Below are 13,474 nucleotides of genomic sequence, written 5' to 3'. Positions count from 1 at the left end.
AAGGACTCCATGCGCCTCGCCGTCGCGACCCTCGCCCTCCTCACCGCAGCCTCCGCCCAGGCACCTGACGCTGTACTCCGCCTCAATCAGATCCAGGTCATCGGCACCCACAACAGCTACCACGCGGGCATCTCGCCCAACGAAAGCAAAGTATGGCAGGCGAAGTATGCCGATTCCTTCCTTGGCCTCGACTACCAGCATCCGCCGCTGCCCGTGCAGTTTGACGCAGGCGTGCGTCAGATTGAGCTTGATATCTTCGCCGACACCAAGGGTGGCCGCTACGCACACCCCGCCGGCCCTGGCATGGCCGCCGCCATGAACCTGCCAGCCGACCCCGATCCCGACCCGAACGGCCTCATGCTCAAGCCCGGCCTCAAGGTCATGCACGTCCAGGATGTCGACTACCGCAGCACCTGCCAGCCCTTCATCGCATGCCTCGAGCAGGTCCGCACCTGGTCTCACGCACACCCCGACCACATCCCCATCTTCATCCTTGTCGAGACCAAAGAGGGCACCCCAAAAAACGCAAAGCTCACCGTCCCCGAGCCCTTCACCGCCGCCACCTTCGATGCCCTCGACGCCGAGATTCGCTCCGTCTTCCCAGCCACGGAACTCATCACCCCTGACAACGTTCGCGGCAGCCATCAAACGCTCAACGAAGCCGTCCTCGCCCATGCCTGGCCCACACTTGACAGCGCCCGCGGCAAGGTCGTCTTCCTCCTCGACCAGCGCGCCGTAGGTCCGCTCTATCTCGCCGGTCACCCCTCCTTGCGCGGCCGCGTCCTGTTCACCAACGCGCAACCCGGCCAACCCGACGCCGCATTCATCGAACGCAACGAAGGCCCCGCAGCAGACATCACCGCGCTCGTCCGCCAGGGCTACCTCATCCGCGCTCGCACGGATGCCGACACCAAGCAGGCGCGCACCAACGACACCACCCAGCGCGACGCCATGATGGCCAGCGGTGCCCAGATGCTCTCAACCGACTACCCTGCCAACGAGCCCGCACGCTGGGCCGGCCATTTCTCGGTCGCCCTTCCCAACAGCGAAGTCGCTCGATGCAACCCCATCAACGCACCGCAAGACTGCATCCTCAAGCAGCAATCTGCGAATTAGTTCGGCCTCCAGCAATTGCAGCGATCGAAAGGCCCCTCGTGGGGCCTTTTCATCGTGCAGGCTCGCGAAATTTCATACCATCACACGCTTACCCCCTGACGCTACACCGAGGTACATCTCCTGCCAGCGCACATGCGTCTACTCACTCAGAGTGATCTGTCCCTCCCACAACGCAAAGCTGTTTCACAGAGGAAATACGCATGAGCATCCCCCTGTTGTCTGAACCCGAAAGCGAACTCGAAGAAACAAAAGCACCCGCGTCCGATACGTTCTCCCGACGCACCTTTGTACAAGCAGCCGGCGTGCTCTCAGCAGCGGCCACAGTTGGCCTTCCTGAGCTTGCAATAGCCGAGACACCACACACCGTAGCGCCCCAGATGGCCGACCTCATCCTCGACATCAACGGCACACCGCACACCATCTCGCTCGACACCCGCACCAGCCTCCTCGACGCCCTCCGCGAGCATCTCGATCTCACTGGAAGCAAAAAGGGCTGCGACCACGGACAATGCGGAGCCTGCACCGTCCTCCTCGACGGTCGCCGCGTCAACTCCTGCCTCACCCTCGCCGCCGCTGCCGCCGGAGCAAAGATCACCACCATCGAAGGCCTCGCCCAGGACGACACCCTCCACCCGGTCCAGGCTGCCTTCCTCGAGCACGATGGCTTCCAGTGCGGCTACTGCACCCCCGGCCAGATCTGCTCCGCCGTCGCGCTCCTCGACGAGCAGAAGAAGGGCGAACTCAGCCGCGTCAGCTTCGAGACCGGCAAGACCAGCAACCCCTCGCTTACTGACGACGAAATTCGCGAGCGCATGAGCGGTAACATCTGCCGCTGCGGAGCCTACCCCAACATTGTCGCCGCCGTCCGTGCCGCGGCAGGAGTGCAAGCATGAATCCCTTCGCCTATCAGCGCGCCACCGCGCCCGACGCAGCCATCCACGCTGTAACCGCTCCCGGAGCCAAATTCCTCGGTGGCGGCACCAATCTCATCGACCTCATGAAGGATGAAGTCGAGCACCCTTCCCTGCTCATCGACATAACCCATCTCGACCTTGCCCAGGTTGCCGCTACCCCAACAGGCGGCCTGCTCATCGGCGCCCTCGTTCGCAACAGCGATCTGGCCAATCACGAACTCGTCAAGACCAACTACCCCCTGCTCTCCGAAGCCCTTCTCAGCGGAGCCTCCCCGCAACTCCGCAACATGGCCACCACCGGCGGCAACCTCCTCCAGCGAACGCGCTGCTACTACTTCACCGACGTCGCCTTTCCCGCCTGCAATAAGCGCAAGCCGGGCAGCGGCTGTGCAGCGATCAACGGTTTCAATCGCATCCACGCCATCCTCGGCCAGAGCGACCACGGCGCAACCAGCCCCGAGACCTGCATCGCCACCAATCCCTCGGACATGAACGTAGCCATGGCCGCACTCGGCGCAACGGTCCATGTACAGGGTCCAAAAGGCAAGCGGAGCATCCCTTTCGCCGACTTCCACCGCCTCCCCGGCAACACGCCACAACTCGACACCAACCTCAAGCCCGACGAACTCATCCTCTCTGTCGAGCTACCCCCTGCAAAGTTCGCGAAAAACTCGCACTACCTCAAGGCGCGCGACCGCAACAGCTACGCCTTCGCCCTCGTGTCCGTAGCCGCAGGCCTTGAGATGAATGGCAGCACCATCAAGTCCGCCGGTCTTGCTCTCGGCGGTGTAGCCCACAAGCCCTGGCGCTCCATCGAAGCCGAAAAGTCCCTCACCGGCGCAACACCCGGACCCGAGGCCTTCAAGAAGGTCGCCGATATCGCGCTCACCGGAGCCAAAGGCTACGAGCACAATGCTTTCAAAGTCGAGCTAGCCAAACAGAGCATCATCCGCGCCCTCACCGTCGCCGCGCAAGGAGTCCAGGCATGATCACACCAGGAATAGAAGAAATCCTCGACACAGCGTTGTTGCAGGAGGAAGAACCCAAGCCCAACACAAAGCAACTCACCGAGCGCTACGATGGCCGCGCCAAGGTCACCGGCAAGGCAAAGTACGCCGCGGAGTTCACCGTAAAGAATCCTGCCTACGCATGGATCGTCCAGAGCACCATCCCCAACGGCAGCATCACCGCAATCGATCAGGCCGCAGCCGCCAAAGCCCCCGGTGTCCTTGCCATCCTGACCCCCTTCAACGCACCGAAGCTTCCAAAGGCCAAGACCAACCCACCCGCCAGCCGCCACATCACCACGCTTCAGGAGCCTGACGTTTGGTATAACGGTCAACCAATCGCCGTCGTCGTCGCCGAGACCCTCGACCGCGCCCGCTACGCCGCCAGCCTCCTCAAGATCACCTACAAACAGCAGCCCGCCAAGCTTGACTTCAAGGGTCGTCTCTCGGAAGCTCGCCCCCCCAAGCAGCCCGGTCGCGAGCCTGCGGATGAGACCCGTGGCAACCTGCAAGCCGGTCTCGCCAAGGCAGCCGTCAAGGTCGACACCACCTACACCACGCCTATTCAGAATCACAACCCCATGGAGCCCCACGCCACCATCGCCTCCTGGGAAGGCGATAAACTCCACGTCTACGACTCCACGCAATACATTACCGGCGTCAAGATGGCGCTCGCCAAGAACCTCGGCATCCCCCTCGACAACGTCCACGTCCAGTGCCCATACACCGGCGGAGGCTTCGGCAGCAAAGGCTCCACCTGGTCACACGTCATCCTCTGTGCCATGGCCGCGAAGGTGGTCAATCGCCCCGTCAAGCTCTCGATGGACCGCACCCAGATGTTCGGACCCGTCGGTGCCCGCCCCACCACCATCCAGACGATCAGGCTCGGCGCCATGCCAGACGGTAAACTTACCGCCATCGAGCACAAGGTCATCATGCACACCTCCGTCATGGAGGACTTCACCGAGCCATCCGCAATGCAGACCCGTCTCCTCTACAACAGCGAGTCGAACGTCACCAGCCATCGTCTCGTCGACGTTAACCTCGGCGTAGCCACCTTCCAGCGAGCCCCCGGCGAAGCCACCGGCACAGCAGCGCTCGAGTGCGCCCTGGACGAGTTGGCGTGGAAGCTCAAGATGGACCCCCTCGACCTCCGCCTCGCCAACTACGCGGAGCGTGACCCCGGCAAAGATCGCCCCTTCACCAGCAAGCATCTCCGCGAGGCCTACACCAAAGCCGCCGACCAGTTCGGCTGGTCCAAACGCCCCAACCAGGTAGCCGCTACCCCCGAAGGCAACAATCTAATCGGCTGGGGTATGGCCACCGCCACGTACGGAGCCAATCGTTCCGCGGCCATGGCGATATGCAAGTACCTGCCAGACGGTCGCGGCTACGTAGGCGTCGGCTCGCAGGATCTCGGCACCGGAACCTACACCATCATGGCCGACACCGCCGCCCACTACCTCGGTCTCGACCCCAAGCAAATTACCGCCGAACTAGGTGACTCCACCCTCCCCAAAGCGCCCGTCTCCGGAGGTTCACAATCCGCCGCCAGCATCGGTCCTGCCATCCAGGCAGCCGCCATGCAGGCCAAACTGAAGCTGGGCGAACTCGCCAAGGCCGATACGCAGTCCCCTCTTCATGGCATCAACGCTGGTGAGATGGATGTCAAAGATGGCAAGCTCTTCGCCAAGGCCGCACCCGACAAATCCGAAAGCATTCAAGCGATCCTCACCCGCAACGGCGGCAAGCCGGTAGAAGCCATGGGCAGCGCAGAGGCAGTCGAAGACAAGACTGCCTATACCCCGCAGTCCTTCGGAGCCGTCTTCGTCGAAGTGGCTGTTGATAAGGACACCCACATGGTCAAGGTCCGCCGCGTCGTAGCCTGCTACGACATCGGCATCCTCATGAACCAGAAGACCGGCACCCATCAACTGGTCGGCGGTATCGTCTGGGGCATCAGCACAGCCCTCCACGAGGAGACGCATATTGACCCCATCTACGGCCGCACCGTCAACGAAAACCTCGCCGAATATCACGTCCCCGTCAACGCCGACATCGGCACCATCGACGTCACTGTGGTCGGCATCCCCGACGCCAAGTTCAGCCCACTCGGCGCACGCGGCGTAGGCGAGATCGGCATCACTGGAGCCGCTGCTGCCGTAGCAAACGCCATCTACCACGCCACCGGCAAGCGAGTCCGCGACTTCCCCATCACTCCAGACAAGATCATGAACGCATAACTTCCAACCACAGGGGGTCGCGAAGTCACTCAGGCTTCGCGGTCTTCGAAAGATCTGTCAAGCCCACCCTTGGTACCGCAACCCATAACCTGCCTCACAAGAGCAACTTACCTCTCAAAGTAAGTCAAAAAAGTTGGCCGGTTAGTTCCACCTGATCCGATATACTAGTAATAGGCGTAATAGAGCCCCGGCCAGAAGCTGGGGCTTTGTCATGCCGCATGGTTACCCGTTTAGAATGAGTACTTTGCGCATAACCGCAATCGATTGAGTACTTTAGCTAGACCTCAGGACCTAAGTAGAAGCAAACAAGACACTTAAAGTCCACACTCAAACTGAAAAGAAGTCCATAGGACACGGCGACTCGAAGAGAATCGTCTGCTATAGCGGATAATCTCCATGACAGACCAACCGGGAGACTCGCCGTGCACAAGCTTCTTATCGCCTTCGCTATCCTCACCGCCGCAGCCCAGGCCCAGAAACCCGAAGCTTGCACGAATCTCCTGCACCTCACCATTCCCAACACCAGGATCCTGACCGCCGAACCGATCGATCCAGCTCAGGCTCTCCCTGGCGACATACCAGCCGCCGCGAAGGTCGTTCCACCCTTCTGCCGAGTCACCGCTCAGCTCACACCATCCGCCGATTCCGATATCAGGATGGAAATCTGGCTCCCCCTCACCTGGAACGGCCTCTTCCGGGGTCAGGGCAACGGAGGCTTCGCCGGAGCCATCGACCGCAACGGCCTCGCCCGCGCCGCCAACCAGGGCTACGCCACCGCAGCCACCGACACCGGCCACACCGGCTCCGCGACCGACGCCACATGGGCCCTCCACCATCCCGAGAAGGTCATCGACTTCGGCTACCGCGCCATCCACGAGATGACCGTCACCTCGCAGGCCATCCTGCAATCCTTCTACGGCACACCCGCCAAACACACCTTCTTCGCCGCCTGCTCCGACGGCGGTCGCGAAGCCCTCATGGAAGCCCAGCGCTTCCCCGCCGACTACGACGGCATCATCGCCGGAGCGCCCGCCTACAACTGGACCGCCCTGCTCACCAACTCCCTCGCCTCCGCCAAAGCCTTCACCCTTACTCCCGCCAGCTACATTCCCGCCGAGAAACTCCCCGCCATCAGCGCCGCCGTCCTTAACGCCTGCGACGCTAACGACGGCCTCAAAGACGGCATCCTCAACGACCCCCGCACCTGCCACTTCGACCCGAACAAACTCCTCTGTAAGAAGGCCAACGGTAACGCCTGCCTCACCCGTCCCCAGATCAAAACCCTGCAAGCCCTCTATGCCGGAGCCCACGCAGCAGATGGCTCGCCCATCGAGCCCGGCTACCTCCCCGGCGCGGAGACGGGACCCGGCGGCTGGACAGACTGGATCACCGGCAAAGCCCTTGGACAGGCAGGCATCTTCTCCTACGGCCAGGGCTTCTTCGCAAACATGGTCTACAGCGACCCGGCATGGGACTTCAAAGCCGTCACCGTAGACGCCGCCTACCAGAAGGCGCAGCAACTCGGCGCACCCGCCATCAACGCCACCGACCCCAACCTCACACCGTTCTTCACGCGCGGCGGCAAACTCATCCTCTATCACGGCTGGAACGACCCAGCGATCCCCGCCACGGGCACCATCGACTACGTCACCCAGATGACCGCCGCAACCCCCGAAGCCAACGCCTCAACCCGCCTCTACATGGTGCCTGGCATGCAGCACTGCGCCGGAGGCCCCGGCGCGACCTCATTTGGCCAGTTCGGCTGGTTCCCCTCCGCCACCCCCGACGACCCGCAGCACGACATCAGCCTAGCCCTCGAGCAGTGGGTCCAAACCTCCACCCCACCCGAAACCCTCATCGCCACCCACTACGAAGCCGCCCCCGGCACCAGCCCCCCAACCCTCACCCGCCCCCTCTGCGCCTACCCACAATCCGCAAAGTACAACGGCACCGGCGACCCGAACACTGCCGCCAGCTTCACGTGCAGCCAAGCAAAGTGAACATCAGCTAATTGTTCTCCCAGTAACTACTCCGAGCCTCCACCTTCACCCCAACCCGCTCCTCGCGCAGCCGCACCGCAATGGCATGAAGCCCTGGATGCGAAGCCGTAGGGGTAAAGCTAAGGAAGTAACGATTTGGCAGCCGATTCGAAATAGCCACCATATCCTTCTGAAGCCGCTTATCGCCCTCGACCTTGAAGTACTCGCCGCCGCTGATCTTCGCTGCAGCCTCCGGCACATTCGTCTTCAGCGCATTCAGCGCGGCAAACACCGCTGCCTTCGCCAGTCGTAACGGCGGAGCCAGCGTGCTCAGGCAGTCATACGCCTGGATGGCCTTGTTGTTCTCAGAAGACCCCTGACCCTTCAGATCAGCACGCGGCGGCAGCGGGTTTCCCTCAAGATCCACATCCGGATACTTCCCCATGCACCCATGCGGCGGCCCCGCTTCACTCGACCCGCCCATCTGCTCCGCCTCATGCTTCACCGTAGCCCGCGTCGTTGAGTACCCAAGGCTGTAGATCACCGTATTGGTATCACTCACCGCCCGCAGAGCCGTAGCCAGCTTCGCCTTGCTCCCGCGATCCACCGTCTCCGAGATCAGCAGAATCGCCCGGCGATACGTCGGCGGCTGTTTCTTCAGCAGGTCCACCGCCATCACCAACCCATCAAGCGTGGACGCCCCACCATCCCCCGTCCCCATCGTCTGCAACGCGTGCCCCACCTTATCCAGATCGCCAGTAAAGGGCTGGATCACATCGGCATCGCTATCGAACCCCACCACCGCGACCTTGTGCTGAACTCCGCCCACAATCGAATCCAGCAGCGTACCCAGGTCCGCATAGGCTGCAAACTTGCTCTCCGGCGTGTCCCCAATCTCAACCACGACCACCAGCGCCAGCGGCTGGTCCCCGGTATCTTCCTCAAGCCGGACCTTCTGCTCCACACCGTCATCGGTCACAAAGAAGTCGTCCGCCTTCAACGTAAACACCGGCTCGCCATTCTTCGTTCGCACCGAGGCCGGCACCAGCACCAGGTTCGAACGCACCGACAAGGTTGTCACAGGCCCCTGCGGCTCCACATCCTGCCCCATCGCCCCAACCGAAACCGCAAGCATCAGCAGACCCATTACAAACTTCATCCCTAAAGTCTAACGGCTCCGAACTGCGCGAGATCGCTCCTCCTCTTCCACTCCCCAAGACCTGTCATGTCTGAGCGAAGTCGAAAGACCTGCGGTTGTCCTTGTCGTAGTTCTATCTATCCCGCAGCGAACCCGCGTTTGTCCCGATCTCGCCACTCACCTCCAACACGAAGAACATGCGAAACTGTACCAGCGGCATGACCCTCGAGACCCTCCTCCACCAGACCTTCGGCTTCCCCGCCTTCCGCGCCAACCAGGAGGCCGTCTGCCGCGCCGCCACCAACGGTCGCGACGTCCTCCTCGTCATGCCCACAGGCGCCGGAAAGTCCCTCTGCTACCAGCTCCCCGCCATCGCCCGCGGAGGCACCGCGCTCGTCATCTCCCCGCTCATCGCCCTCATGGACGATCAGGCAGCCAAGCTCTCCGCCCTCGGCCTCCGCGTCGCCCGCATCCACTCCGGCCTCTCTCGCGAACAAGCCCGTGAGGCCTGCCGCGACTACCTCGACGGCACCCTCCAGTTCCTCTTCATCGCTCCCGAACGGATGCGCGTCCCTGGTTTTCCGCAGATGCTTGCCAAGAAGAAGCCGGCCCTCATTGCCATCGACGAAGCCCACTGCATCTCCGCCTGGGGACACGATTTCCGCCCCGACTACCGCACCCTCGGCGAACATCTCCCGATGCTCCGACCCGCCCCCATCATCGCCCTTACGGCCACCGCCACACCCGCAGTCCAGCGCGACATCGTCGCCCAGCTTCAACTCGACGTGCCCGAACTCTTCATCCACGGCTTCCGTCGCGACAACCTCCACATCGAGGTCGTCGAGATGTCGAAACCGCGCCGCACCGAGTTTGTAACCAAGTTGCTCACAAAGCAGGAAAACCGCCCCGCCATCGTCTACGCTCCCTCGCGCAAATCCGCCGAAGAGCTGGCCTCGATGCTAGGAGGCAAAGCCGCTGCATACCACGCAGGCCTCGAAGCCAGCGTCCGCGAGCGCGTTCAGAGCGGCTTCCAGTCAGGCAAGGTCGAAGTAGTCGTAGCCACGATCGCCTTCGGCATGGGCATCGACAAGGCCGACGTCCGCACTGTAGTCCACATCGCGCTCCCCGCCTCCGTCGAGGCCTACTACCAGGAGATCGGGCGTGCCGGTCGAGATGGTCAGCCAAGCAGAACCGTTCTCCTCCATTCCTTCGCCGACCGCAAGATGCACGACTTCTTCCTCGAGCGCGACTACCCCGCAGCCACCGAGCTCGCCCGCGTAGCCGCCGTCCTCACCCCCGACTACACCATGCCCGACATGCTCCGGCAGCGCCTCAAGATGGATGCCGCCACCTTCGACAAAGCCGCCGAAAAGCTCGCCGCACAAGGTGCCGCAGCCTTCGACATCGAGGGCAACGTCCGCTCGACCGGCAACACGACATGGAAGTCCGGCTACGACGCCCAACTCGCCTTCCGCCGCGCTCAGATCGACCGCATGGTCGCCTATGCCGAGTCATCCCAGTGCCGCATGACCGCCCTCATCCAGCACTTTGGCGACACCGCCGACGGTCTCAAACCCTGCGGCCACTGCGACTTCTGCAGCCCCGAAGGAGCCACCGCCCAGCCCTTCCGCGAGCCCAGCCCGCAGGAAGAACGCCACCTCCGCACCATCCTCCGCACCCTCTCCGGCGGCATCTCGCGCTCGACCGGCAAGCTCCACACCGACCTCGCCCTTGGCCCCGACCGCAGGCAGTTTGACCAGTATTTAGACGCCCTCGCCCGCGCCGGCCTCCTCCAACTCACCCAGGAGACCTTCACCAACCCCGCAGGCGAGGTCATCCCGTACCGCAAGGCCTCGCTCACCCACGAAGGCACCCTCGTCGAAGCCAGCGGCGACGCCCTTGCCGCCCTCCTCCGCGATAGCACCTCCGCCGCGCCGTCGACCAGCCGCAAGAGCACCTCCGCCGGCGCACGCCCCTCCAAAACCAGTCTCAAGGCCGAGCGTGAACAAACCACCGCCGCCTACACGCCCACGCAGAGATCCCTCGACACCAGCCTCCGCGACTGGCGCAAAGCCGAGGCCGCCAAGACCGGCAAACCCGCCTTCATCATCTTCGGCGACGCCGTCCTCCACAACATCGTCGAAGCCCAGCCCCAGACCCTCACCGACCTCCTCCGCATCAACGGCATAGGCCCCGAAAAATGCGACCGCTACGGAGCCGAAATCCTCGCCCTCACCCGCACCTCGTCCTCCAGACCCGCCCCCAAACCCCCGTCATCTCGACCAGAGCAACGCGAAGTGGAGAGACCCCCGCATTCAGCCCGCACCACCACCGCCGCTCCCACAAAACCCGAAACCTTCACCCGAACCCGAGCCCCACAACCCGAGCCCGAAGCCCTCACCCCCACCCAGCAGGCCATCGACCAGCGCCTCCGCGACTGGCGCAAGTCCGAATCCGAAAAGATGGGCCTCCCCCAGTTCTTCGTTCTCAGCGCCTCGACCCTACGCAGCCTCGTCGTCGAACACCCACGCACCCTCCCCCAACTCCAGAAGATCCCCGGCATAGGCATGGAAAAGATCGACCGCTTCGGCCCAGCCATCCTTGCAGTCCTGAACGAATAAGGAGGCACCTCAATGTCGATTCCCGAAGAAGCCCGCCATCTCCCACCTGCAATGGACACGCTCACCGATCACGGCGATGCCACCCTCGACGAGCGTGCCACCAACTGCTTCGGCTGCGGCCTCACCAACCCGCAGGGCCTTCACCTGAAGTTCGCAATCGACTACGAGGCAGTAACCGCCACCGCGCCAGTCAACCTCACCCGCCTCCACGAAGGCCCGCCCGGTCACATCCACGGCGGCATCATCGCCACGCTCCTCGACGAGGCCATGAGCAAGCTGAACCGCCCGCTCAACGTTCTCGCCATGACCCGCAACATGCAGGTCGATTACCTCCGCCCGTCACCCCTCAACCAGCCCCTAACCGTCACCAGCCGCCACCTCCGCCGCGAAGGTCGCAAGCTCTACCACCACGCCGAACTCGCCAACGCCGAGGGCACCATCCTCGCCCAGGCCACCGGCCTCTTCATCGCCATCGACCCCAGCCACATCAAAGCTTAGCCCGCCCCCCAATACCCGCGATCCCGAAAGAAATAGTCGTCATCCCAGCTATGCGCCATCGTCTGGAAGAACATGAACACCATCCGCCCATGTCCCAGCTTCTGGAACCGCCTGTTGGTCGTCAGCACCTTCCCCTTGACGATCCGAAAACGATCCCGCGCCACACCCTTCGACAGCAAATAGTCTTCAGCAAACAGCGCCCGCTCGTTGAACCCGCCCAGCCGCCAGAACGCCTCGCGCTCGAACAGCATGAACATCCCCGTAGCGAACGGCTTCAGCTGCGACCCGATCCGCTGCATCAGGTTGTTCCCCATATACAGCGCATCGTCGAAGAAGCCACCATGCCTGCATGCAATGTTTGTCGTCGCGAGATGCAGATCCCGTCGCCGCATTGCCCCCATCGCCCGCCGCAGCAGCGTCGGCTCACTCAGCTCCACATCCGCATCCAGAAACAGCACATATTTCGTTGTTGCCAGCCGTGCCCCGACGTTCCGGCCCACGGAAGGCAGCCCGCCAGCAACCACCTCAATCGCCAACCGATCCCCAAACCCCAGCGCCAGCTCGACTGTCCCATCCGTCGAGCCCGCATCCGCGACGAGCACCTGCGTCTCCCGCATCAGGGGATAGTCCTGCCGGCACAGCGACCGCAGCAGCTTCGGCAGCATCTCCGCCTCGTTCTTCGCAGGAATCACTATCGTTAGTTCAGCCGTCATCCGCATCTCCCGAACTACCTCAGACCTGTGCCGCTAAGCGATAGCTTGGCCCTTCCAGCCCGCATCGTGAATAAACCGCAGGTGAAATTTCAGCAAACATCCGCGCCCGCGAACCTCCTGCATTAATCCTCAACAAAACTGCTATCCTTGGAGATCACGCGGAGCCCAAAAACACCAACCCCGCCCCAGCGCGAAGGAGAATCCATGGCTGACCCCACCTCAAACGGCAACGGTAACTACGGCACCTCACCCACAGGCTTACGCCTCAAGGTCGGTCTCGCCGAAATGCTCAAAGGCGGCGTCATCATGGACGTCATGAATGTCGAGCAGGCCCGCATCTCCGAAGAAGCCGGAGCCATCGCTGTCATGGCGCTCGAGCGCGTCCCCGCCATGATCCGTGCCGAAGGCGGCGTCGCCCGCATGGCCAGCCCCAAGCTCATCAAGGAGATCATGGCCGCCTCCTCCATCCCCGTGATGGCCAAGGCCCGCATCGGACACTTTGCCGAAGCCCAGATCCTGCAGCAACTCGGCGTCGACTTCATCGACGAGTCCGAGGTCCTCACCCCTGCCGATGAGGTCTACCACATCGACAAGCACGCCTTCACCACCCCCTTCGTCTGCGGAGCCCGCAACCTCGGCGAAGCGCTCCGCCGCATCGCCGAAGGTGCAGCTATGATCCGCACCAAGGGTGAGCCCGGTACGGGCGACGTTGTCCACGCCGTCCAGCACATGCGTCAGATCGTCCGCGAGATCCGCGCCCTCACCGTGCTTGGTGACGAAGAACTCTACAACGCCGCCAAGGTACACGGCGCACCCTACGAACTCGTCCGCATGGTCGCCAAGGCTGGAAAGCTCCCTGTTCCCAACTTCTCCGCTGGCGGCATAGCCACCCCGGCTGACGCAGCCCTCATGATGCAGCTTGGCGCCGAGACTGTCTTCGTCGGCTCCGGCATCTTCATGAAGGAGGGCGCGACCCCGCTCGATATCGAGCACAATACCGCCGACCGTGCCGAAGCCGTCTCCCGCGCCAAGGCCATCGTCCTCGCCACTGCTCACTTCAACGATCCGAAGATTCTCGCCGAAGCCGCCGAAGCTGTTACCGGTTCCATGAAGGGTCTCGCCGCAGCAGCCATCGAAGAAAAGAACCTCATGCAGACTCGAGGCTGGTAACGCAACAGCAAGAAAACTCATCTCCACCAAAGCGGACGACATCAATCAAGTAGCAAATTGATCGGTGTAGTCCGC

At 62.8% G+C, this 13,474-nt stretch carries 10 protein-coding genes; 8 read left to right on the top strand and 2 right to left on the bottom strand.

The genetic code is table 11. The features are described from left to right. The first annotated feature begins 9 nt into the window (after window positions 1–9). From OHL20_RS16780 to OHL20_RS16760, 5 genes are all read left to right on the top strand, one after another. Window positions 10–1,116 (top strand): phosphatidylinositol-specific phospholipase C1-like protein, encoded by a 1,107-nt coding sequence (locus tag OHL20_RS16780; protein WP_263384327.1) that lies wholly within the window; start codon window positions 10–12, stop codon window positions 1,114–1,116. A gap of 200 nt (window positions 1,117–1,316) precedes the next feature. Continuing rightward, entirely contained in the window at window positions 1,317–2,009 is a 693-nt protein-coding gene (locus tag OHL20_RS16775) for a 2Fe-2S iron-sulfur cluster-binding protein (protein WP_263384326.1), read from the top strand. Next, entirely contained in the window at window positions 2,006–3,019 is a 1,014-nt protein-coding gene (locus OHL20_RS16770; protein ID WP_263384325.1) for an FAD binding domain-containing protein, read from the top strand. The genes OHL20_RS16775 and OHL20_RS16770 overlap by 4 nt, the downstream gene beginning before the upstream one ends. After that, window positions 3,016–5,280 carry a xanthine dehydrogenase family protein molybdopterin-binding subunit gene (locus tag OHL20_RS16765; RefSeq protein ID WP_263384324.1) on the top strand — a complete coding sequence of 755 codons (2,265 nt, stop codon included), beginning with the start codon at window positions 3,016–3,018 and terminating at the stop codon, window positions 5,278–5,280. The genes OHL20_RS16770 and OHL20_RS16765 overlap by 4 nt, the downstream gene beginning before the upstream one ends. A 422-nt stretch (window positions 5,281–5,702) precedes the next feature. Then, entirely contained in the window at window positions 5,703–7,280 is a 1,578-nt protein-coding gene (locus OHL20_RS16760; protein ID WP_263384323.1) for a tannase/feruloyl esterase family alpha/beta hydrolase, read from the top strand. Between the two features lie 7 nt (window positions 7,281–7,287). Here OHL20_RS16760 and OHL20_RS16755 read toward each other — a convergent pair whose 3' ends face one another. Beyond that, complete coding sequence (locus OHL20_RS16755) at window positions 7,288–8,406, bottom strand: VWA domain-containing protein (RefSeq protein ID WP_263384322.1); 1,119 nt, start codon at window positions 8,404–8,406, stop codon at window positions 7,288–7,290. A gap of 209 nt (window positions 8,407–8,615) precedes the next feature. On the opposite strand from OHL20_RS16755, the gene OHL20_RS16750 reads away from it, so the two are divergent. Together OHL20_RS16750 and OHL20_RS16745 are read left to right on the top strand one after the other, a co-directional pair. Continuing rightward, complete coding sequence (locus tag OHL20_RS16750; protein WP_263384321.1) at window positions 8,616–11,018, top strand: RecQ family ATP-dependent DNA helicase; 2,403 nt, start codon at window positions 8,616–8,618, stop codon at window positions 11,016–11,018. 12 nt (window positions 11,019–11,030) lie between these two features. Next, window positions 11,031–11,516: a PaaI family thioesterase gene (locus tag OHL20_RS16745; RefSeq protein WP_263384320.1), complete on the top strand. Its 486-nt coding sequence runs from the start codon at window positions 11,031–11,033 to the stop codon at window positions 11,514–11,516. Here the strand turns inward: OHL20_RS16745 and OHL20_RS16740 are convergent. After that, on the bottom strand, window positions 11,513–12,229 hold the full coding sequence (locus OHL20_RS16740; protein ID WP_263384319.1) for a glycosyltransferase: 717 nt from the start codon (window positions 12,227–12,229) through the stop codon (window positions 11,513–11,515). The two genes, OHL20_RS16745 and OHL20_RS16740, sit on opposite strands and share 4 nt — an antisense overlap. Window positions 12,230–12,433: 204 nt before the next feature. On the opposite strand from OHL20_RS16740, the gene pdxS reads away from it, so the two are divergent. Beyond that, window positions 12,434–13,399, top strand: a complete 966-nt coding sequence (gene pdxS / locus OHL20_RS16735) for a pyridoxal 5'-phosphate synthase lyase subunit PdxS (protein WP_263384318.1) — start codon at window positions 12,434–12,436, stop codon at window positions 13,397–13,399. The last annotated feature ends 75 nt before the right edge of the window (window positions 13,400–13,474 follow it).

Origin of the sequence: Granulicella arctica, from assembly GCF_025685605.1 — a bacterium.
Taxonomy (GTDB): Bacteria; Acidobacteriota; Terriglobia; order Terriglobales; family Acidobacteriaceae; genus Edaphobacter; species Edaphobacter arcticus.
This window is presented reverse-complemented; position numbering and strand designations above follow the sequence as displayed.